The organism is Kaistella palustris DSM 21579 (genome assembly GCF_000422265.1).
Taxonomy (GTDB): domain Bacteria; phylum Bacteroidota; class Bacteroidia; order Flavobacteriales; family Weeksellaceae; genus Kaistella; species Kaistella palustris.
The window spans coordinates 134,400-156,056 of the sequence record NZ_AULL01000018.1 but is presented as its reverse complement, the minus strand read 5'-3'; the positions used below and the strand labels follow the sequence as shown (position 1 = coordinate 156,056).

Genomic DNA, 21,657 nt, shown 5'->3' with positions numbered 1-21,657 from the left:
GTTGCAGCATTTACATAAATACCGTTTGAACCGTAACCTGTAGCATTTGTATTGCTTACATCGGTAACCTGGTTACCGGTTACGGTACCGTTGTTAATGGCTGCTCCAACCAAGATCCCTGAGGAAGTGGAAGTAGATGCCGTGCTTACACCGGTTATTTTGTTACCGCTGATCGTGAAGTTTTTTGCATTCTGCAAAGCGATTCCACGGAAGCCCATTCTGTCCAAAGGATCAGTAGAACCAATCGTGTTGTCTTTAATAACAGCACCATCATCCTGACTGGTAGCAAGTCCCAGGATGAACATGGCGTTCTGTGCTTTGGTAAAGGTGTTACTTTCAATAGTAAGGTGATTGTTCGGAATTGTTCCCGCCGAACCAAAAGTAGGTCCGGATACCAGAACTCCAGCAATTGTACCTGAGCTCGATAAACCTGTAAACTTAATATTTTTAAAGGTTACGTAATCCGCACCATCTGTCGCTGTACTTGCAACCCAGGCTATTACTGGATTGTCTGCTGCTGTAGCGTCTGTATTGTTCAGTGTAAGATTATCGGTGTTTGTGCCGTTATTGCTTCCGTCAATGGTCACGTAATCTGCACCGTTCACTTTGATTAAAACAGGAGCTGACCCGGAAATTGTGGCATCCACATCAACAGCTGGTTTTATAGTCAACGTATTGGTTTCACTTGAACCGGCATTCGCGTTGATGACGATTGGGAATGTTTCAGCGGTATAAGCAGCATCCAACAGCGTGAAGGTTACCGGACCAGTTATCGCCGCGGAATTAAAGTCTGCAACAGCGGCCGTCAAGGTCGGATAATCCCCTGCTGCACCCACGGTATACATACCGCTTAGCGCCACTGCCCGGCGGGCAACAGAGTTTTTCGGAGTTGTTCGGTTAACCTTTGCTGCGGCAGCGTTGATCTGCGCATCGTAACTTAGCAGCGCCAGTGCGGCCGGGTTTTCGGTAACCCTCATGCTTTGTGCCTGTGAATAATTCACAGCGGTTCCAATTAAAACGCAGGTAAGTGCGATCTTGAAGGAACTTCTGAAAAACGTACTTTGTAACGCACTTTCAGAAACAATGTAATTTTCTTTCATAAAATTGATTAATTTATATTAAACTCGCACCAAATTTAAACAAACATTATGAATGACAAAATATAATTGCTCTTATTTTCTACATAACTGTTATTTTTTTTGTTAAAATCTCCCTACGTCCCATTACTGCAGTGAAAATGAGATAAAAAAAACCTCCGGAAAGGAAGTTTTTGGCAAAAAAGTAAGCCGGTTTTAACTAAAAAACAGCGTTTTTCGCAGTTTTAATATTTATAATTATTTCGAATTTTACTTTCAGTCGTCGTAAATCATATATTTTTCTCGGATTTTTTGAAAGTCCTTTAAATCATTTGCCCAACTCTTGCGGATTTCACTTTCCGTTTTACCGGCCAGGATTTGTTTTCGTAAATCATCTGTACCCGCGAGTTTATCAAAAAACAGATTTTTTAGAAAGAAGTCCTGCCGCGGATTCTCGTAATTATTAAATGCATTCAGCAACCAGGTTAAATTGATTGCCCGAAGATCATCCGTCGATCCCGAAAGGTTCTCGCCATAACACAATTTTCCGTTCAGAAAAGGATTTTTAGCACCCGCAGTTGGGTGTGGTGTAAACGTGTAAGGTAAGTTTTTTGTCCAGGGCGAACCGTAAATCTGAAAAGGAAGTTCGGTACCCCGCCCTACAGAAACCTGTGTGCCCTCAAAAAAACAGAGACTCGGATACAGATTTATAGCGGCAGCATTTGGCAGATTTGGCGATGGCGCTGCAGAAATTTCATAGCGCTGCTTTTTATGATAGTTCTGCATGGGAATTAAGGTGTAATCTGCCTGAATTCCGTCTTTCAACCACCTTTCACCATTAACCATTTTCCCGTATTCGCCGATTGTTAAACCGTATACCACAGGAACGTTGTGCATGCCCACAAAACTCTTCCATGGATCTTTTAGAACCGGTCCATCAATATATCCGTCATGAGGATTTGGGCGGTCCAGCACGATCACTTCAGTGTTATTTTCCGCCGCGGCTTCCATCACATAAGTAAGTGTAGAAATGTATGTGTAAAACCTCACGCCTACATCCTGAATATCAAAAAGAATAATATCAATGCCCCGCAATTGTTCAGCCTTAGGTTTCTTATTGCTTCCGTAAAGGGAAATCACTGGAATTCCAGTCTTGGAATCAACCCCATTTTTTACTGTTTCACCAGCACCTGCTTCACCGCGAAAACCATGCTCCGGTGCGAAAATCGTTTTAACAGTGACGCCGTTTTTAATAAGGAAATCGACAAGGAAAGTTTTATCCTGCAGTAAACCTGTTTGATTTGTGACCACTGCCACCGATTTGTTTTTAAGCAGCGGTAGGTACAGTTCCGGGCGGTCGGCGCCGGTTTTAAAGCAGTTTTTGCCAATATTCTGGGCACCTGCGAAACTGCAAAAACCAAAATAAATTAGCACAAGTAGAAGTAAATCTTTAATTTTGGCACTTAAAGTAACCCGCTTGAATTTTCCGTTATATTTTTCCAAAAAAATAGCTTTTTCCAAAGATAATAAAAATAATCTCTCACGGATTATTGTGTTTATTGGTCGGCTTTCTGTGGCTTTAGGTGTCATAGTATCACTGATCACTGTTTCTACAGGTGTGGGTTCAAAAAAGGCGATCAAAGAAAGAATGGCTGATTTTTCGGGACACATTTCCATTAAATCAAAACAGTCCAACAATTCCTATAATTCCTCGGTCGTAAGTAATGACGGACTTCAGCTGAAAAAGATCCAGGCGTTGCCTGATGTAGCATCCACCCAGAAATACGTTTCGGTGAGTGGCATATTAAGAAACGAACATAATTTTGCGGGCATCATATATAAAGGCGTAGGAAAGGATTTTGATGCGGCTCGTTTTAAGAAATTCCTGGTTGCCGGCACGGTTCCCAAAATAACGGAAGTAGGTTACAACAATGGAGTCTGCATTTCCAAAAAAATTGCGCAGGATCTTCACCTGAATGTGAAGGACAGCATTGTGGCCATATTTTCCAAAGGCAATCAAAGCCCGCTGTACCGCAAATTTGAAGTGGTAGGAATTTACAAGACCGACATCAAAATGATCGACGACCTGTTCATCATCGGTGATATCAACCACGCCAAAAAAATTCAGGGCATGACGGGTTCCGAAGTAGGCGGAATTGATGTATTTCTAAAGAACATCAACAATATCGATAACGATGCGCCCATTATCGATAAACTCGCAGGCTACAAAAACTATACGGTGAAGGCGACAGACGCCTATCCGCAAATCATGGATTTCATCGCCATTTTCGATACCAATATTGCGCTCATCATCATCATCATGCTCATAGTTGTGGTAATCAACATTGTGATGGTGTTGCTGATACTGATAATTGAACGTACAAATTCTATCGGTATGCTGAAAACTTTAGGCGCGACAAATGGCCAGATCCGCACGATATTCATTAATTATACTTTGATGATAATGGTACCCGGCTTAATTTTCGGAAATCTGATCGGCATCGGCTTTCTCCTGATCCAGAAATATTTTGGCCTCATTAAGCTGAATCCCGAAAATTATTACCTCAGCGTGGTACCCGTAGACCTTAATTTACTTTACATCTTTGCAATATCTGTGGGGATACTCATCGTTTCCGCAGTATCCCTCATTTTACCAAGCTATCTGATCAGCAAGATCTCACCGGTAAAAGTCCTTAAATACAATTAATTACAATTTATGAAATACGCTCAAAATATTCTTGAAACCATAGGAAATACGCCACTTGTAAAACTCAACAAAGTGTTGGGCGAAGATTTTCCGGCCCTGGTTTTAGCGAAAGTTGAAACATTTAATCCCGGTAATTCCGTGAAAGACCGCATGGCACTGAAAATGATTGAAGATGCTGAAAAAGACGGCCGCTTAAAACCCGGTGGAACCATCATCGAGGGAACTTCCGGAAACACAGGAATGGGTCTGGCGCTTGCCGCAATAGTAAAAGGTTATAAATGTATTTTTGTAACCAACTCCAAACAGTCAAAGGAAAAATGCGATATTATGCGTGCTGTAGGTGCCGAAGTTATCGTATGCCCAACTGACGTAAAACCCACGGATCCTCGCTCCTACTATTCCGTCTCCAAAAGACTCGCCACCGAAACCGAAGGCGGCTGGTACGTGAATCAGTACGACAATCTCTCAAACAGAGCCGCACATTACGAGTCAACAGCGCCCGAGATCTGGGAACAGACCGAAGGTCAGCTCACCCATTTTGTAGCCGGTGCCGGCACAGGCGGAACTGTGACAGGTTGTGGCCAGTTTTTTAAAGAAAAAAATCCGGACATTAAAATTATTGGCGTAGATACATACGGCTCAATTTTAAAGGAATTTCACGAAACGGGTGAACTTCATCCGGAGCACGCCTACACGTATATCACTGAGGGAATTGGCGAGGATATTATCCCGGAGAATTACGATATGTCCATCATCGACCATTTCGAAAAGGTAACTGATAAAGACGGTGCCATCTACGCCCGTAAACTGGCTAAAGAAGAAGGAATTTTCTGCGGCTATTCTGCCGGAAGTGCTATCGCCGCTCTAGTGCAGATGAAAGACCAGTTTACCAAAAATGATGTAATTGTGGTTTTACTCCACGATCACGGTTCCCGGTATGTGGGTAAAGTCTACAATGACGAATGGATGCAGGAACAGGGTTGGCTCTAGAATTCCCCTTCCCTGAAGGGGTGGCAAAATTTTATTTAAAATTTTGGCGGGGTAGTTTTCCACGAATTATAAAATTAAGCCGGTGATTCGCCGGCTTTTCATTTAATGGTTCCGTATGTGTTCGCTAAAGTCCCAGTAATTCTGCTAGCTTCTGTGTGAGATTTTTCCTCGAAAACTGAGCAATTTTTCCAGTGTTGGCATGCGCATTTCCAGATTTCCACTCTGCGTATTTATCAAGTAAAAAATGCTTTACCTTTTCCTCATCGCTGTATGTAAAATGTTTCCCGGCCTGGGTTTCTGTAAGGATTTGCTTTACGTCACTGTCAGCAGGTCCAAAAGAAATGATCGGTTTTCCGGTGGCTAGATATTCGAAAATTTTTCCCGGAATAATACCTTTCGAAGTTTCTTCGGGAAAATTGGTCAGCAGCAGCAGATCCGAGTTCCACATTTCAGCATTTGCCTCCGCATGCGGAAGATATCCCAAATTAAGAAGGTGATTTTTAAGGCCGGAATTCTCGAGGTAATGTAATATTTTATCATCGATTCTTCCCACAAATTTTAATTCGATATCATTTTTAAAATTTTCATTTTCCGTAATGATTTCGTTTAAAGTTTTCCATAAAATCGTGGGATTCCGCAGCTGCTCGAGCATTCCGATATAACTCAGGGTAAATTTTTTATTTTCCCCGATGTTAACCTTAACCACTTTCGAAGCGGTATTTACATCAAAACCATTGGTGATACAAAAAGCGTTTGCCCCTTTCCGACGAAAGTTTTCGGCATCGCTGAAACTTGTCGCCAACGTGATATCTGCCTTGTCAAAAACCTGCTGTTCGAGTTTCCGGTGTTTCCTGTCAGAAGTTGCACTAAGTTTCAAATGTTTGTAATAGGAAATCTCAGTCCATGGATCCCGAAAATCTGCGATCCATTTCAGGTGCGGAAATTCCTTTTTCAAATGCAGACCGATTAAATGAACAGAGTGTGGCGGACCAGTCGTCACAAAAGCTTCAAAATTATTTTCCTCTAAATATTTCCTAAGAAATTTCACCGAAGGTTTTACCCAAAAAACACGCGCGTCAGGAATGAAAAAATTTCCCCGGATCCAAATCGAAAGTCTGGCTTTCCAGGACTGATTTTTGCCTACATCAAACTGTCCGGCTTTGAATTTTTTATTATCCTTCCCGAAAAATTCTGCCAGCTGATAAGGTTCCCAGATTGGCTTTCTAATAATTTCCACTTCCGCCGGGACTTCTGCCGCCAAAGTTTGATCTACCAGTGGATAGCTTGGGTTTTCAGGAATGTAAACAGTAGGCCTCCACCCAAACTCCGGTAAATATTTAACAAATTTCAGCCACCGCTGTACACCGGGACCACCGGCCGGCGGCCAATAATAGGTAATGACTAATATTTTTTTCGGTGTACTGATTATATGATTTTTTAATTTGTCATTCTGAAACGGAGTAAAGCGAAGTGAAGAATCTCAAATTTCATCATTTAAGAATCTCCAAGTGGGATTAACCAAATTAATTAGATCTTCCTTCTTCTTTCTCGTCCATCCTTTTATTTGCTTTTCTCGGCTTATTGCCGTCTCAATATCTTGAAATTGCTCGAAGTATATAAGATAAAAACATTTATACTTCGTAGTGAAATGTTTCGAAATTGCTTCAGGATTGCAATGCCAACACACCCTTTCTGCAAGGTTGATTGTAACTCCAGTATATAAAACCGTCTTCATCTTATTTGTTAAAATATAAATAAAGTAGTTATGTGTTCCTAGAGTTTTCATTGATCGTTATTAGTTAGATTCTTCACTTCGCTTTGCTCCGTTCAGAATGACAGAAACAATAAGTTAACAAAAAATAATCACTTCTTTACCAACTCCTTTTCCTGTCTTTTCCGGTATAAAAAATAAATCCCCAATCCACTCAACAATAAAAATACTCCAAATGCGATCATCGAGATCAGTTTTCCTTTCGCAATCACTTCCGGAGCGAAAATCATCTTGACCGTATGCTTCCCTGCCGGAACATACACGGCACGCAATAAATAATCTGCTTTGATGTAAGGTACCTCCTTCTCATCCACAAGCATTTTCCAGCCTTTAGGATAATAAATCTCGGAGAAAACGGCGAGTTGCGGTGTTTTTGACTGCGAACTGAATTCCAGTTCGTTTGGCTGATATTTTACGAGATCTAAAAATGCCGTGGAATCCGGCTGCAGATTTTTCCCGGTGAAATAATTTTTGTCGTCCACTGAGACAATGGCGACTCTTTTTGTATCAACTTCGCCGATCTGTTCAAGTTCCTCATTCGGCGATTTTACAAACTGTACTTCAGAAACAAACCACGCGTTACCGTTGGCCTGCGGGTTTGGGACCGCCTGCGGCTGCTCAGCATCGCCAAAGATCATATATTTGGTATTGAGCATATTTAAGATACGCGGCACTTTGGCGGTATCCATTCTGCCAAAAAAATATTCATTGATCAGATCGTCGTATCGACGGAGTTTCACGGCGTGATAGCCGCCTATCGACGACTTGAAGTAAGACGTGTTTGTCTCGCCAAAAGCTCCCAATACCTGATTATAGATTCGGTAATGCGTTTTGTCTTTTTCCGCAATGGTTTCCAGCGTTTTATTCACTGCCGCGTTGGCAAGCAGTGACTGCAGGTTTTGGTTATCTCCCACTTTCTGCATCAGCAATTCCGAATTTTCGGTCTGAAAAGGATTTTCTGTAAATGTCTTATCAATGAAGTTTTCATTGTTCAGGTAACGTTTGTTTACAGACCATAAATCAAATAAACTCACCAGAGCAATGATAACGATTACCACGTTTTGGTTCAGTTTTTTCCTTAAACCTAAAAATAAAGCCACGCTGCAAATACCGACGTACACCATTGCTTTTACCGCGTCGACACGGAACATTTTTGCTCTTGCATCAACTAAAAAATCCAGCAGATAAGGCGGCAGATATGTTTTCTCAGTCGGCGTGTAAAAACCCAACAATGATTTTCCGAATAGGAGCAACAGCAGTGTAATCCCCAGAACAGCCGAACTCACATAAATCAGGATTTTCTTTTTATAATCATCATTCAATACATTTTCCGGCGAAGTTTCCGTTTTTTCATCTGAGTTGAAAAAGCGGTAAAGTCCTATTATGGCAATAAGCGGAAAAAGAAGCTCTACTACTACCAATATAGAACTCGGCGCGCGGAATTTATTGTAAAACGGTACTACCTCAATAAAAAAATCCGAGAGCGGTAAAAAGTTACTACCCCAGGCTAGCAGAACGGTCAGAATCGAAGCCGACAATATCCAGTAGCGGTATTTTTTCCAGGCAAAGAAAAATCCCAGAATCGCGAGAAAGCAAACTGCTGCTCCCTGATACGCAGGTCCCGAAGTGCCCGGCTGTTCGCCCCAGTATGTAAGCGAACCCGACAAACCTTTTGATATCTGGTCCATTTCCTGTTGCGAAGACACGTTACTCTGTACCATATCCTGGATTTGGCTCATCATTTCTGCAGAACCTTCTTCTGTACTGGAGCCGCCCATCAGCCGTGGGATAAACAGGTTTAATGTTTCCAGTTTGCCGTAACTCCACATAAGCATACTCTCTTTATCCATCCCCGATTTTCCGGAAGAATGGGTTTGTGTATCAAGTATTTGTTTTCCACGTACTGTTTCTGTAATGTATTCGGAATTCGCCATGATCCGCTGCGAATTCATACCGACACCCAGCACAAAAGCAAGTGCCAAAATTCCCGTGGAAATACCAAAATGCTTCCAGCCGGTTTTTCCCTGTATCGCGCGGATCAGCTCCGAAAGAAATAAAAATGCAAGCGCCAGAAATAAGTAATAAGTCATCTGCGGGTGATTTGCCGCAATTTGAAGGCCCATGAAAAGTGTGGTGACAACAAAGCCGGTAATATATTTTTTCCGGATGTACACCAAAAGTACTCCGGCCAGCAGTGGCGCAAAATAGGCAACCGTATGGATTTTACCGTTATGTCCGGCAGCAAGCGCAATATAAAAATAGGTTGAAAGTCCAAAAAAAGTCGCTCCCAGAAACGCATATTTCCAGTTTCTTACAGCAACAAGACCAAGCAGGAAAAAGCCTCCAAAAAGAAGAAAAATGTAGTTCGCCGGCTTGGGCAGAAAGTTCAGAAGATCATCAACGGTCTTTATCACGTCCCCACGAAACTGCGCACCCATCTGGTAAGTCGGCATGCCGCCAAACATAGAATCGCTCCAATACGTTTCTTCCCCGTTTTGTGCACGGTAATCCAAAAGTTCTTTAGCACCGCCTTTGTACTGCACAATATCATGCTGAAAAAGCTGCTTGCCCGTGAGAACAGGATTTGCGTAAAACAGGGCGATCAGCACAAAAACCACCAGGCTTCCGACAATAAAAATAGTATTTCTGTTTTTTAACATATTGAGTCAGCTGTATAAAAAAACCTTCCGAAAGCAGGATTCTCGAAAGGGTATAAATTAGTTTTTGGTTTCGTTGCCGTCTTTTATTTCTTCATAATCCACGGTTTCCGCGTCCCAGTTAATCCGGGAATCCAGATTTTTTTTCGTTTTCTGTGTCGCCGTGCCTTCGTCTTTTCGGGCGGTTGGGAACTTGAAAAGTGCCGTAAAAAAAAGCCGCTTCAGAATATTCCAAAGAAAGAAAATAATGATTGTGGCAATTATTATTTCAAAGATAAACTTCATACTGTAGAAGAATTAATTGAGCCGGTCTGCGGCTACGTTCGCAAAATGCTCATCACTATTAAAAATTATTTCCCAGGATTTACATTGACTGTTGAGTTGGATACACTTTTCATTGTCTGGGTCTGTTTTCCGTCAGAGAGTGTTTCAGCCTGCGTGGTCTTTACATTAATGGTTTGATTTTTAATCCAGCCCGTATTTTCGTCCAGGGTGATTTTTCCGTTTTGTGAAAGTTCAGAACTCATTGTTCTTGTAATTCCTTCCTGCGTTCTCTTGTCGGATTTGTGCGGAATACCGCCCGCCACATCAATTACTGCTACACCGTTCCCCACACTTTTCAGTGTGTAGGTTGTAGTAAGTTTAATCTTTCCGTCGGGTGTTGCATTTTCTGATTGCGTCCACTTGCTGCCAATTTTCGCCCCGTTTGCAGGAATGATGGTGAGATTTTTTGAGAACTGATCCGTAAGCACTTTCTGGTTAAAGCTTTGTTTAAAGTTTTTTGCAAATGCAGCTTTTTCCTTTGCATCCTTGATCGTTCCTGCGAGTGATGAAGTGACCTTGGTGTAGATCGGGTCAAAACCGGTAATTGAAAGGACTTTGCCAGTTTTGTCCATCTTCAAATTGAGTTTATTTCCCACCAGCGCTTTGTTCACTTTCCACATCATTTTAAGCTGCTCCTCTTTAGGCTCGCCCAGATTGGTATCTACTACAATGGATTTTCCGTTTGCGGCCTGCGAATTCTTCTTTCGTAATAGGTTAATGGTGATGTCATAAACACCATTTGTAAAATCATTTACGGTAAAAGTCATCTCATCGGTACTTTCGCTTGTGCCGCTTTGGGTTTTACCATCGGGCGCGGTCATTGTCTGCACGTCTTTCTGATTGGTGGTCAGTGGATATGTTTTACCTTTCTCGAGTTTAAAGGACTGATAGTAAACACCCAAAGAATCTTTAATGGCCGGCGATATCACAGCAGGCTTGTCGGCAACTGTTATTGAACTGTCGCTCGCAGGAACTTCTACAGTGACGGTTTTTCCGGTTTCCGGATCGACTTTGGTTACGGTTTTGGTTTCTTTTTTACAGGAAATTAAAGCTATTGAAAGTAAGGAAAGGACTGCAATTTTTCTCATTAAATTTTTTCTGATATTATCTTTATTTACGCCCTCCACAGAATTTAATGTTTTCCCGGAAGAGCAACGACAAATTTAAGGTAATAATTTTTCATGGTTTCAAACATTATAATTATTTTAACAGCCTTTGGCCTGCAAAGTTGCTGTTACCGATGCTAATTAGCTGAAAATTTCAGTATCGCTGAAATCTCTTTTTAAAGTTTAAATATAAGTACGCGATCAGTGAAGCTTTTTCATACTGATAAATTAGACTAAATTTTGTTTTCAGTAAATTTGTTTTCCATTATTTAAAAAACCAAAGATCACAACCCGATACGATAATTATGCAAAACCCACTATTACAACCTTTTACTACAAAACATCAGTCTGCTCCATTCAACGAAATTAAGGAAGAACATTTTCTGCCGGCTTTTCAGCAGCTTATTGCAGACTCTGAAAAAGAAATTGAAGAAATAGTGAACAGTGAAACAGCGCCTACATTTGAAAATGTGATCGAAGCACTTGCTTTTTCGGGCGAACAGTTAGAAATGGTGTCAAGCATCTTTTTCAACCTCAATTCTGCCGAAACCAATGATGAAATTCAGAAGATCGCTCAGGAAGTTTCGCCACTGCTCACCGAATATTCCGCCAGGATCTCTCAAAATGAAAGGCTTTTCGCAAAAATCAACACCGTTTTTACAGAAAAAGCAAACTATTCCCTGACCGAAGAGCAGGAAATGTTGCTGACCGAAACCTACAAAGGTTTTGTAAGAAGCGGCGCACTTTTAAATAAAGAACAAAAGGAAAAATTTAAAGAAATCAGCATTGAACTTTCGAAAAAATCTTTGCAGTTTGGCCAGAATGTACTTGCAGAAACCAATAATTATTTTAAATTAATTACTGATGAAAAGGAATTGGCAGGCATTCCGGAGGCGGTCCTGAACCAGTACCGGGAAGAAGCAAAAGAGCGCGGCCTTGAAGGATTTGTGGTGACTCTACAGTATCCAAGTTTTCTGCCGCTGATGACTTACGCCGAAAACCGCGAACTGCGGAAAGAAATGGCTTTGGCTAACGGAAAAAAAGCCTTTAACAACAATGAGTTCGACAACCGGAACCTGATCACGGAAATCATTTCACTGAAGCAGGAAAAAGCGCATCTGTTGGGCTACAGCAGTTATGCAGATTATGTTTTGGAGGAACGTATGGCGAAATCGCCTTCTGCCGTCAAAAGTTTTTTGAATGAACTTTTGGAAAAAGCAAAACCCTACGCCGAAAAAGAGATCGAAGAGTTAAGGGCGCTTGCTAAAACTGATGGAATCAGTGAGATGCAGTCTTATGACCACGCATATTATGCTGAAAAACTGCGCAAAGAAAAATACGATATCGATGATGAAGAACTGAAACCGTACTTTCCTTTAGAAAAAGTTCAGGAAGCCGTTTTCATGCTGGCCAAAAGACTTTTTAACCTGGAATTCAAAGAAACAACGGAAATTCCAAAGTATCATGAAGAAGTAAAAACCTACGAAATTTTCGAAAATCAGGAGGCATCAACCGACCAACAACAATCCACAAACCAATTCAAAGCCCTGCTTTACGCTGATTATTCCCCGCGGAAAGGAAAAAGAGCCGGTGCGTGGATGACAAGTTTTAAAAATCAGTTCAGGAAAAACGGCGTAGATCACCGTCCGCATATTTCCGTCGTCTGCAATTTTTCCAAACCTAACGGAGATCTGCCGAGCCTGCTGACTTTTCAGGAAGTCACTACACTTTTCCACGAGTTTGGCCATGCGCTGCACGGGGTTCTGGCAGACACAACCTATCCGAATCTGTCTGGAACCTCTGTGAAATGGGATTTTGTAGAACTGCCTTCGCAGTTTCTGGAAAATTTCTGCTACGAACCGGAATTTTTAAAAACCTTCGCCAGACATTATGAAACGGGAGAAATCCTGCCAGATGATAAAATCCAGAAGATATCGGACTCGAAAAATTTTATGGAAGGTTACCAGACTTTGCGGCAGATCGGTTTCGGTATGTTAGATATTGCCTACCATACGGATGCGGCAAAAGTGGGTGACGTGAAAACCTTCGAAGTTGAAGAAACAAAAGCCACAAATCTCTATCCCTCAAATCCCGAAACCGCGATGAGCACGAGTTTCTCCCATATTTTTCAGGGTGGCTATTCCGCAGGATATTATTCGTATAAATGGGCTGAAGTTCTGGACGCCGATGCATTTCAGTACTTTAAAGAAAACGGAATTTTCAATCCCGAAATCGCTGCGAAATATAAGAAGCTTCTTTCTGCGGGCGGAACTAAAGACCCGATGGAACTGTATAAAAACTTCCGCGGAAGTGAGCCGAAAGTTGAAAGCTTGCTAAAACGCGCATTTGGTTAAAATGCCTAAAACTGCAGAATAAGATAACAGGAAACTGTAAGAAAATGAGCGCCGGTGTTTTATATGCCGGCGTTTTCTTTTTGTCTTTTGCTGAGCGCCAGACGCGCTTTAGCCAGGACCGGAATCGATATCATACCGAAAACGATCATCAGCACAAGCTGCATGGTATGCGAAATAAAAGCATAGGCAAGCCCAGCTTCGGCACCGGCTTCAGCACTTTTTCCCATTGAGAGGAAAAGCGCGGTCATTCCGAGTTTCAGCGCGAAATGAAAAGCACCGATGCCGCCCGAAGCGGGAACCATCATGCCGAGCGTTCCCACCACGATAATAAAAAAACCGTCGGCAAATGTAAGATCCGAGGTCTCCGGCAAAGCGAAACAAACGAGATACGCTGCCAAATAGTAAGAGATCCAAATCGCCAGCGAAAGCAGAACAAATTTACCTTTCTGTTTCAGTTTAAATATAGAAGTCAGGCCATGCAGAATGCCTTTCGCGAAGTCCAGCACTTTTTTGTACAGACTCAACTGCTCAAGTTTTTTACGGAAAACAAAAAAAAGGAATAGCAGCAAAACAACAGCTGCAATGGCTATATAGATTGGCGAATTGCTGTGGGATTCGGCAGTCTTGCTTTTTTCCGCAGTCACGGCACGATAAAAAGAAAGTATTGCTTCATATTTAAACAGCAGTGTGAGCCCGAGAAAACCGACCATGCAGATCAGGTCCACTACCCGCTCCAGGATAATTGTGCCGAAGCTTTTTTCCACCGGAACTTTTTCTACGCCGAAAAGGGCTGTAGACCTTGCTAGCTCGCCACTCCGCGGAATCGTAAGGTTCATTAAATATCCAAAAGAAATAGTCCAGAAAGCATTTGAATTTGATATTTTGTAACCCATGGGTTCCAGCAGCAAATTCCAGCGCACCGCGCGGAAGTAATAAGCCGCCAAGCCAAAAAGTGCCGCAGCAAAAACCCACATATAATTGGCTTTCTCAAAATAGCCGGCGATCTTTTTAACCTCAATTCCCTTGAGCGCCCACCACATAAAAAGTGCCGCAATAGCGATGGAAACTACCGTGGTGAGGATTGATTTATAAGGATTGGATTTTTTGCTTTCTTCCAAAACGAAGCTGTTTTCAGAAATTAGGTAAGCAGATTGGTTTTTTCATCAGGAAATATGATCCTTGGCTGAAAACTTTTTGCTTCTTCCGGTGTCATGTGTGCATAAGCCATGATGATGATGATGTCGTCTTTCTGCACGCGCCGTGCCGCAGGACCGTTCAGGCAGATTTCGCCGGATTTTCGTTTTCCCTTGATCGCGTAAGTATCGAACCGCTCACCATTATTTACATTCACAATATATACCCGCTCGCCCACCACGATCCCCGAAGCCTCAAGCAGATCTTCGTCGATCGTGATGCTGCCGATATAGTTAAGATCTGACTCTGTGACCCGTACGCGGTGAATTTTGGATTTAAAGACTTCAATTAGCATGGCGCAAATTTAATTATTTTAATTAAGAAATAACCCAAAAAAATCCCAGTGCTTCTATGCGTCTTCCCAAATCTTTACAGGCTTGAATTTCAGTTGATTCAGAGATTTAATTGGCTGAAGATTTTAAGGTTTCAAATTAAATTATTCATAATTTAAATCTGTGGTTGAGCGATTGCCAAGAAGTGCGTCTGGCAAAAGGACTTTTGCATTTTAAGTATCCCGCAAACAGCGATAATCTGTAAAATTTAAAAATTGAAATTTTCTGTTAATATTTGAATTTGAATGAGGTTTTATTAAATTATTCTAAAAAATTTGCATAATATGAAAAATGTTTTATATTTGCTTTAGTAATAGAACTAACCTTAACACATAATCATTATGAACAAGTCTGAATTAATCGACGCTATCGCTAAAGATGCGAGCATCACAAAAGTTGCTGCAAAAGCTGCTTTGGAATCATTTATCTCTAATGTAACTTCTACCTTGCAACAAAAAGACGGTAAAGTGTCTTTGGTAGGTTTTGGCACATTCTCCGTAGCCGACAGAGCTGCAAGACAGGGCATTAACCCTGCAACGAAAAAACCAATCAAGATTGCTGCCAAGAAAGTGGCGAAATTTAAAGCTGGTGCTGATTTAGCGGGAGCTGTAATGGGTGGAAAGAAAAAATAATCTCCTGATTATAAAAACTAAAACCTCATCGATATGAGGTTTTTTTTATGGCTGATCTTTCATAAAATATTACGGTGCCAATCTTGCGATCTGCCAGTTGAAATCCGGCTGCAGTTCATATATGATCCTGTCGTGCAGGCGGTTTGGCCTACCTTGCCAAAATTCAATTTCGTAAGGTTTTGCAATATAACCGCCCCAGTTTTGCGGTCTTGGCACTTCAGTATCTTTATATTCTTCCTCCAAATTTTTTAAGCGCACTTCCAGGAAATTGCGGTCCGGAATAACGGAACTTTGCGGCGAAACAACGGCGCCGAGCTGGCTGCCTTTTGGGCGCGAATGAAAATAGCCGTCGCTCAGGTTTGCAGCGACCTTTTCTACATTTGCTTTAATGGTGATCTGGCGCTCCATACCGGGCCAGAAAAAGTGCAGACAAGCTTTGTGCGTTTCCTCAAGTGCGCGGCCCTTTCTGCTGTCGTAGTTGGTGTAAAATATAAAACCTTCATAGGTATACGCTTTCAGTAAAACGATTCTTGTGCGCGGACAACCATCATTTTCCAGGGTCGAAACCGCCATGGCATTGGCCTCGGAAATAGCAGGATTTTCATCGGCTTCCATAAACCAGTCCCGAAACTGTTCCAGCGGATTTTCTTTTATCTGACTTTCAAGAAGTTCGGCCTTGTTGTAAACTTTTCTTTTGTCATGCAGGTTTTCCATGAATTTTTTTTATATTTGATTTAAGGTTTTTTATTTGACCCTACATTTCAGATGAACAATTCTTACAAAGGTAAAATTTTAATTTCCACTCCTGATATTTCGGGCGATATATTTTCCCGTTCTGTAGTGCTCATCATCGATCATAATGCGAACGGCACTTTCGGACTTATTCTCAACAAGAAAAACGCAAAATTAAGCAGCAGACTCTTTCATATTTTTGGATTTGCGGTCGATGTGTATGAAGGCGGCCCGGTTGAGAACGACAAGATATTCTTCATCAACAAAGGCGCAAAAGTCACCGAAAATTATTCGGAGATCAATGATAAATTTTACCTCACCGATGATATTGAAAATGTAGTTTCGGGCCTGATCGAAGAGCAAATCTCCTTAGGCGAGATCAAGGTGTTTTCAGGCTACTCCGGGTGGGGTGCACAGCAGCTCGAAAGCGAGATCAGCCGTAAAATGTGGACGGTGGTTGATGTGGATACTTTAGATTACACTTTGCCCAATGATCAGACTTTGTGGAAAAGTATCATGCAGAATCTGGGCGGTGAATTCCTGCTGTGGGCCAATGCGCCGGAAGACATTTCAATGAACTGAAGACTTTAACAAAACTTTAATATTCTGCCGTATAATTTTAAAATCAACGCGGCGTTATATCTGTAGAATTGCCCTCAAACTAAACCCGGTAAAGGACCTGAAAAGGTTGTTTCCCGGGTTTGTCAATTTTTACAGGAAACTGGCGCGCCATTTTGCGACAAGGTCCGTAAATGTTGTGTTATCAAAAGTTTTCTTTCGGATCTGCCGCACTGTAAATATGCCTTTTTCATCAGAGATCATCAGAATTTCTTCGGCTTTTTGCGACTCGAAGGCGATCATTTCACTTTCCTGAATTTCGGCCAGTGCATTTTTGTGAAGAAAGGTCACGAAATTTTCCATTAGCGGCGAGATGTATGCACCTTCCGACTGTTTCGGTATTTTGATGATATTACCTTCCAGGAAAAGATAATTACCATAAATACTGCGTGCAATACGTTTTTCAGGATTCAGGAAAATCACATCATCCAGCTCATTTTCGGCAGCATAAATTTCTGCATAAATATTCTCTGCAGATGGTGTCCGGATCGAACTCAGGAAATTCCGGTTTACATTTACTTCCTTTATGAGGTCAACTTCAATGCTGCTGCGGATCTTCAGCACATCCTCAGTTTTTTCGACTTTAAAGTAAAAGGCCACGGCAGCTTTTTCCAAAGGTCTAACATCAGAATTACGGTACGCCATAAGATGAATGATGCCATTGCGTACGTCATGCGCCAGCACTTCTTTCTGAAAAAGATCCCGGAAGAATTCCAGCGTGTAGGTGAGCGAAATCTGCATGCGCAGCTTCCGCATCGAGGCCATCAGAAAAAAATAGCATTCCTCATCCATTATAAGCTGCGAGTTGCGCACAAAGAAAAAAACCTTTACGGAATCGCCGGCCAGAAACGCGCGGTTTTGTATAGTTGTATCGTCCGAAAAATAAGAAACAGTGTTCAAAACAAACCGAATTAGTATTTAAAAAAATAATGAACGAAAAATCGTTCATCATATAAGTTGGTCTTCAATTAAAATTAGGCTGCACCAAGTTTGATGCGCAGATTTTCGATCAGATTTTCCCAGTAGAGCTGGTTTTCATCTTCGTCACCGGCGTCACAAAAATCGGTGATATTCAGCGCCAGATCATCGGTGATATCATCAATCACGATGGTCATTTCGAAGAAATTTTTGGTACCTTCATCTTCTTCCCAACGAAAACGCACGAAGCTTTCGGGCTTGTAGCGGATCAGCGTGGCTTTTTCTTCCGGCCCATTGCTCCAGCTGAAGAAAAAATCGTCGCCTTTCTCTGTCACCTCGTCGGCAAACCATTCAGAAAGTCCTTCTGCACTTGCCATGTATTCGTATAAAATCTCCGACTGACAGTGCATTGGAAATTCGTATTGCACTTTCGTTTTCGCCATATCGCTACCTAATTTTTAATGTGCCGCAATATATAAATTAATTTCTGATATACACAAAATTATAGAGCGAAAAGTACGGGCTGTATTTGGAGCACCAGGGTCTGTTTTTTCCCGAAAACCGTGCCGGCTGTCCACTATATCCCCGATCCGCAAACTTCGCCGGCACCGGCATGATTTTTATCATCGGGGGATGCCGTTCCCATCCGGGCTAAAAGAAAAAGTAGTTTGTTTTCCGAAGATCTTTAAGCCTCGTTCAGCACTTCAAGAATGATTGCGCAACCCTCGCGGATTTCATCAAAAGTTAAAGTCAGCGGTGGCGATATACGCAGATATTCATTTCTGTAGAGCTGCCAAAAAACAACCAGACCTTTTTCCATACATCGCTTTGCTACGTCCAGCGTGTATTCAGGTGACCCGAGGTTTACGGCCAGCATCAGGCCTTTTCCGTTGATGTTTTTAATTTTGGGGTGAACCAATAATTCACGGAACAGGTTTTCTTTTTCTGCAACCACGTCCATCAAGCCACTTTCCAAAACCTCGTGCAGTGTAGCGTAACTGGCTGCAGCAATCAGCGGATTGCCGCCAAAAGTAGTGATATGGCCCAGTTTTGGCGAGTGCGAAAGTGAGTGCATGATCTCAGCAGAACTCATAAAAGCGCCCACCGGAACGCCGCCGCCCATTCCTTTTCCTATGACTAAAATATCCGGCACGATGCCATAATGTTCGAAGGCGAAAAGTTTCCCGGTCCGCCCAAAACCCGGCTGGATCTCATCTAAGATCAGCAGCGCACCAACTTCTTCGCAGCGCGCTTTCAGTTTTTTCAGATAACTTTCTTCAGGCAGAATGAATCCGGCGGCACCCTGAATGGTTTCGAGCAAAACGCACGCGGTTTTTTCGGTGATCTTTTCGAGATCGCGCTCATCATTAAAATGAATAAAATCCACCAATGGCAGCAGCGGCCGGAATTCCCGCTTGTGGTATTCGTTGCCGGAGACCGAAAGTGCGCCGTGGGTATTGCCGTGATAAGAATTGTGGAAAGAAATAATTTCTTCCCGGCCCGTGAACCTTTTAGCCAGTTTCAGACTGCCGTCGATAGCTTCTGCACCGGAGTTCACCAAATAAGTTACTTCCAGATTTCCCGGTGTGGCATCTGCCAGAAGTTTACAAAGTTTCACGGGCATTTCCTGCGCGTATTCGCCATAAACCATTACGTGCAGATATTTTTCTGCCTGCGTTTTTATAGCTTCTACAATTTTCGGATGGGAATGTCCCAACGTATTTGCCGAAACACCGGCCACAAAATCGAGGTATTTTTTGCCGTCTTTGCCGTAAATGTAACTTCCCGCGGCTTTTTCTACTTCGAAACCAGCGGCGACTTGGGTGGTTTGAGCTTGATATTTAAAGAAATCGTTTTGCATTTTTAAATAGAACTTTAATTTGTTGAATCTGCGCCCCGACCGGAGTGGATCTCTCCGCCGCAGCGGAAGCGGGAATCCTTCGACAGGCTCAGAATAAACGATGATTGGATACAGACGCCTTAAAAAAAATTACTTCCGCACGCGTTTCGGCTTTTTCGCTTCCTCCTTGGCTTTTGCGTCGTCAATTGCTTTTTGCGCCTGATTGTACAGGGTGTCGTCGGATTCGTACTTTACTTCTTCATACGTCGGAGAGTCGAGGAAAATATCTTCCCATTTCCGCAGCCGGTCTTTGGTATTCCAGTTGAAATCGGGGAAAAAACGCTTTTCCCGGGAGATCTGACTCATGGGATAAATGTCGGTATTCGCGCCGATGTTGCAGGAAATGATCTGGACTCTTCTTTCCTCAAATTCTGCTTCGATCGTGCCGCAAGTAGATAAAGCGATGCCGATTCTTTCTACTTCTTTTGTTTTCTCATTTTGATCGTCGGCGTACGTGATCGCCTGAGCGTTACCGATTACTTTGGCGAGGTTGATCTCGTTCTTTTGGTAATAAACGGTCATCAGTTTTCCCTTGATCTGGTTGAATTCATCTTTTAGATTCAGGGAATCAGCTTTTGAGATCGCGAAGGCATTGCCGATCACGCGCAGCGAATCGATGTATTCATTTTCGGTATCGAAATATGCTTCGATCCTGTCGCCTGTTACCTGTTTCTCGCCACTCCAGGCGATGGGTTTTCCGTCGAGATGCATCACGCCGTCGGTTTCATTAAAACTCAGCGAATCAGTACGCACCTGGATATTCGATTTGAACATTCTGGCTTTGCGGTATGCGCGCAAAAAGCTTTTCTTCTTTAAAGGATCTGCTTCACCCGGCTTCTGATAAGCCAAAATCCGCTGCGCGGAAAAATACATTGAATCTTTTTCGAGGATCTTCACGGCATACGGACGTTCGGTCATCATGGCAGAATCCTTTTTCTCGTATATTTCTCCGTAGCCACCTTTTATATAGCGTTTTTCCTGCGGATCGCGGAGTGTTACATTACCTTTTGCCGTGCCGAATCCCGTGATCTGGTTAAAGTACATGTCATCGCCCGTGAGGATTTTACCGTTGTAATTGATGCGCGAGTTCTTCTTCAAATACACTTCTTTGGAGTTCATATTGTATGTCCCCTTTTCGGTATAGATTACATTGGCCGGATTTTTTTTATTCGTAATGGTTGTCGGCCCGTTGAAGGTCGCCGTATTCGTATTCTGGTTCTGAATGATGTTGACACCGTCTACAGTATATTCCGGATTATCAATCTTTACGTTGCCGGTAAAATCTATAATTCGGCTCGTCAGATCGTAGGTTGCGGATCTGGTGTACATCACGTTACCATCTTTGGTGATCGTTCCGCCGGTATTGAAATAGGCTTTATTCGAAATGCGGTCGTAATAGAGCGTTTCGGTTTGTATGGTTTGTCCGGGATCGGTCAGCACGACTTTTTTACAGGCGATACCTTTCTGCGTATTTCCGTCGTACTCCATTTCTCCCGAGGTGATCACCGAGCCGTCGGCATTTTGCAGTGTCACGTTGCCAATTGCCTTTACAAAGTTCTGGTCCTGATAAAAGATAACCTCATCGGCAGTAAGCACCGAACCCTGATGCGCAAACTGTACATTGCCGGAGAAATAAGGATTTCCGCCGTATTTATCTGCAGTTTTCTGAAAGAAATCCGAGTGAATGAGTTTTACTTTTTCGGTAGCGCCGCCATTTTTTGGTCCGTTGAAATAAGGATCTTTTACCAGCGCCTGATTGGGCTGGGTGTTGATCTGCGCAAAAACATTGACACTGATAAAAAGAAAAAAAACAAAAAGATTCTTCATTAATCCTTTTTGGTTCCGTAGAAATAAAGCGAGTGCGAATCTATCTTTACACCAAAAGTACTTTCGATGGAATCTTTGATTCCCTGGATCCGGGGATCGCAGAACTCGATAATTTCGGCAATCTGTTTATCGGAATTGTTTTTATAGATCACCAGATGATCATGCTGCTTGTCGAAATACGATTTCTCGTAGGAAGAAGAGGTCAGCGTTTTTTCGCCAAACTGATGTTTGCGGATCAGGCCTGCATCCAAAAAGATCTCAATGGTATTGTAAATGGTTGCTTTGGAAACATGGTATTTCTTCTGCATCATCAGCAGGTAAAGATCATCCACATTAAAATGATGCTCCATCATATAAATCTCCTCCAGAATTGTGTAGCGCTCGGGCGTATTGCGAAAACCTTTCTCGAGGAGATACTGCCTTAAAACGTCTTTTATAGTGGTAAGATTTAGCTCTTTATGTTTAGCGTCCATTGTAAATATTTATTGTACAAATTTATCGAAATTTTATTACACGGGT

Annotated in this window: 20 protein-coding genes; 5 read left to right on the top strand and 15 right to left on the bottom strand. The window is 42.3% G+C overall.

Annotation, left to right across the window (positions count from 1 at the left end; genetic code table 11):
* The coding region (locus tag H562_RS0109130) for a right-handed parallel beta-helix repeat-containing protein (protein ID WP_027377225.1) at positions 1–1,100 on the bottom strand (1,100 nt) is incomplete at its 3' end.
* A 252-nt stretch (positions 1,101–1,352) separates the two neighbouring features.
* Positions 1,353–2,579: an exo-beta-N-acetylmuramidase NamZ family protein gene (locus tag H562_RS0109125; protein WP_027377224.1), complete on the bottom strand. Its 1,227-nt coding sequence runs from the start codon at positions 2,577–2,579 to the stop codon at positions 1,353–1,355.
* Between H562_RS0109125 and H562_RS0109120 the strand changes: the two genes are divergently transcribed.
* Positions 2,554–3,783 carry an ABC transporter permease gene (locus H562_RS0109120; protein WP_027377223.1) on the top strand — a complete coding sequence of 410 codons (1,230 nt, stop codon included), beginning with the start codon at positions 2,554–2,556 and terminating at the stop codon, positions 3,781–3,783. The two genes, H562_RS0109125 and H562_RS0109120, sit on opposite strands and share 26 nt — an antisense overlap.
* 9 nt (positions 3,784–3,792) lie before the next feature.
* Positions 3,793–4,773: a PLP-dependent cysteine synthase family protein gene (locus tag H562_RS0109115; protein WP_027377222.1), complete on the top strand. Its 981-nt coding sequence runs from the start codon at positions 3,793–3,795 to the stop codon at positions 4,771–4,773.
* Between the two features lie 124 nt (positions 4,774–4,897).
* On the opposite strand, the gene H562_RS0109110 is transcribed toward H562_RS0109115, so the two are convergent.
* The 5 genes from H562_RS0109110 to H562_RS0109090 all read right to left on the bottom strand — a co-directional run bounded on the left by H562_RS0109110 (position 4,898) and on the right by H562_RS0109090 (position 10,613).
* Positions 4,898–6,199 carry a glycosyltransferase gene (locus tag H562_RS0109110; protein ID WP_034691003.1) on the bottom strand — a complete coding sequence of 434 codons (1,302 nt, stop codon included), beginning with the start codon at positions 6,197–6,199 and terminating at the stop codon, positions 4,898–4,900.
* A gap of 54 nt (positions 6,200–6,253) precedes the next feature.
* Positions 6,254–6,559: a GIY-YIG nuclease family protein gene (locus H562_RS0109105; RefSeq protein ID WP_027377220.1), complete on the bottom strand. Its 306-nt coding sequence runs from the start codon at positions 6,557–6,559 to the stop codon at positions 6,254–6,256.
* A gap of 77 nt (positions 6,560–6,636) precedes the next feature.
* Positions 6,637–9,204 (bottom strand): YfhO family protein, encoded by a 2,568-nt coding sequence (locus tag H562_RS0109100; RefSeq protein WP_027377219.1) that lies wholly within the window; start codon positions 9,202–9,204, stop codon positions 6,637–6,639.
* A gap of 57 nt (positions 9,205–9,261) precedes the next feature.
* The gene (locus H562_RS0109095) at positions 9,262–9,486 is read right to left on the bottom strand and encodes a hypothetical protein (protein WP_027377218.1); all 225 of its coding nucleotides are present in this window, start codon (positions 9,484–9,486) and stop codon (positions 9,262–9,264) included.
* A 65-nt stretch (positions 9,487–9,551) separates the two neighbouring features.
* A complete protein-coding gene (locus H562_RS0109090; protein WP_027377217.1) occupies positions 9,552–10,613 on the bottom strand; it encodes a DUF6263 family protein in 1,062 nt (353 codons plus the stop codon).
* 323 nt (positions 10,614–10,936) lie between these two features.
* On the opposite strand from H562_RS0109090, the gene H562_RS0109085 reads away from it, so the two are divergent.
* Positions 10,937–12,985: a M3 family metallopeptidase gene (locus H562_RS0109085; protein WP_027377216.1), complete on the top strand. Its 2,049-nt coding sequence runs from the start codon at positions 10,937–10,939 to the stop codon at positions 12,983–12,985.
* A 59-nt stretch (positions 12,986–13,044) separates the two neighbouring features.
* Here H562_RS0109085 and H562_RS0109080 read toward each other — a convergent pair whose 3' ends face one another.
* A complete protein-coding gene (locus H562_RS0109080) occupies positions 13,045–14,103 on the bottom strand; it encodes a lysylphosphatidylglycerol synthase transmembrane domain-containing protein (RefSeq protein WP_027377215.1) in 1,059 nt (352 codons plus the stop codon).
* Between the two features lie 20 nt (positions 14,104–14,123).
* A complete protein-coding gene (gene panD / locus H562_RS0109075; RefSeq protein WP_027377214.1) occupies positions 14,124–14,474 on the bottom strand; it encodes an aspartate 1-decarboxylase in 351 nt (116 codons plus the stop codon).
* Between the two features lie 378 nt (positions 14,475–14,852).
* Between panD and H562_RS0109070 the strand changes: the two genes are divergently transcribed.
* Positions 14,853–15,143, top strand: coding sequence for an HU family DNA-binding protein (locus H562_RS0109070; protein WP_027377213.1), 291 nt, complete (start codon positions 14,853–14,855; stop codon positions 15,141–15,143).
* Between the two features lie 69 nt (positions 15,144–15,212).
* Here the strand turns inward: H562_RS0109070 and pdxH are convergent, their stop codons facing one another.
* Positions 15,213–15,857: a pyridoxamine 5'-phosphate oxidase gene (gene pdxH / locus H562_RS0109065; protein WP_027377212.1), complete on the bottom strand. Its 645-nt coding sequence runs from the start codon at positions 15,855–15,857 to the stop codon at positions 15,213–15,215.
* A gap of 51 nt (positions 15,858–15,908) precedes the next feature.
* Between pdxH and H562_RS0109060 the strand changes: the two genes are divergently transcribed.
* On the top strand, positions 15,909–16,457 hold the full coding sequence (locus H562_RS0109060; protein ID WP_027377211.1) for a YqgE/AlgH family protein: 549 nt from the start codon (positions 15,909–15,911) through the stop codon (positions 16,455–16,457).
* A 129-nt stretch (positions 16,458–16,586) separates the two neighbouring features.
* Here the strand turns inward: H562_RS0109060 and H562_RS0109055 are convergent, their stop codons facing one another.
* The 5 genes from H562_RS0109055 to H562_RS0109030 all read right to left on the bottom strand — a co-directional run bounded on the left by H562_RS0109055 (position 16,587) and on the right by H562_RS0109030 (position 21,611).
* Positions 16,587–17,393: an aminotransferase class IV gene (locus tag H562_RS0109055; RefSeq protein WP_051190461.1), complete on the bottom strand. Its 807-nt coding sequence runs from the start codon at positions 17,391–17,393 to the stop codon at positions 16,587–16,589.
* A gap of 74 nt (positions 17,394–17,467) precedes the next feature.
* Complete coding sequence (locus H562_RS0109050) at positions 17,468–17,854, bottom strand: START-like domain-containing protein (RefSeq protein ID WP_027377209.1); 387 nt, start codon at positions 17,852–17,854, stop codon at positions 17,468–17,470.
* A 242-nt stretch (positions 17,855–18,096) separates the two neighbouring features.
* Positions 18,097–19,272 carry an aspartate aminotransferase family protein gene (locus H562_RS0109040; RefSeq protein ID WP_027377208.1) on the bottom strand — a complete coding sequence of 392 codons (1,176 nt, stop codon included), beginning with the start codon at positions 19,270–19,272 and terminating at the stop codon, positions 18,097–18,099.
* A 129-nt stretch (positions 19,273–19,401) separates the two neighbouring features.
* The gene (locus H562_RS0109035) at positions 19,402–21,138 is read right to left on the bottom strand and encodes an OstA-like protein (protein ID WP_027377207.1); all 1,737 of its coding nucleotides are present in this window, start codon (positions 21,136–21,138) and stop codon (positions 19,402–19,404) included.
* Positions 21,138–21,611 (bottom strand): Fur family transcriptional regulator, encoded by a 474-nt coding sequence (locus tag H562_RS0109030; protein ID WP_027377206.1) that lies wholly within the window; start codon positions 21,609–21,611, stop codon positions 21,138–21,140. Before H562_RS0109030 ends, H562_RS0109035 begins: the two co-directional genes overlap by 1 nt.
* Positions 21,612–21,657: the final 46 nt, after the last annotated feature.

Coding starts and splice junctions, on each gene's coding strand:
- H562_RS0109115 (WP_027377222.1), top strand. CDS start 3,793: ATGAAATACGCTCAAAATATTCTTGAAACCATAGGAAATACGCCACTT.
- H562_RS0109105 (WP_027377220.1), bottom strand. CDS start 6,559: ATGAAAACTCTAGGAACACATAACTACTTTATTTATATTTTAACAAAT.
- H562_RS0109100 (WP_027377219.1), bottom strand. CDS start 9,204: ATGTTAAAAAACAGAAATACTATTTTTATTGTCGGAAGCCTGGTGGTT.
- H562_RS0109095 (WP_027377218.1), bottom strand. CDS start 9,486: ATGAAGTTTATCTTTGAAATAATAATTGCCACAATCATTATTTTCTTT.
- H562_RS0109090 (WP_027377217.1), bottom strand. CDS start 10,613: ATGAGAAAAATTGCAGTCCTTTCCTTACTTTCAATAGCTTTAATTTCC.
- H562_RS0109085 (WP_027377216.1), top strand. CDS start 10,937: ATGCAAAACCCACTATTACAACCTTTTACTACAAAACATCAGTCTGCT.
- panD (WP_027377214.1), bottom strand. CDS start 14,474: ATGCTAATTGAAGTCTTTAAATCCAAAATTCACCGCGTACGGGTCACA.
- H562_RS0109070 (WP_027377213.1), top strand. CDS start 14,853: ATGAACAAGTCTGAATTAATCGACGCTATCGCTAAAGATGCGAGCATC.
- pdxH (WP_027377212.1), bottom strand. CDS start 15,857: ATGGAAAACCTGCATGACAAAAGAAAAGTTTACAACAAGGCCGAACTT.
- H562_RS0109060 (WP_027377211.1), top strand. CDS start 15,909: ATGAACAATTCTTACAAAGGTAAAATTTTAATTTCCACTCCTGATATT.
- H562_RS0109050 (WP_027377209.1), bottom strand. CDS start 17,854: ATGGCGAAAACGAAAGTGCAATACGAATTTCCAATGCACTGTCAGTCG.
- H562_RS0109040 (WP_027377208.1), bottom strand. CDS start 19,272: ATGCAAAACGATTTCTTTAAATATCAAGCTCAAACCACCCAAGTCGCC.
- H562_RS0109035 (WP_027377207.1), bottom strand. CDS start 21,138: ATGAAGAATCTTTTTGTTTTTTTTCTTTTTATCAGTGTCAATGTTTTT.
- H562_RS0109030 (WP_027377206.1), bottom strand. CDS start 21,611: ATGGACGCTAAACATAAAGAGCTAAATCTTACCACTATAAAAGACGTT.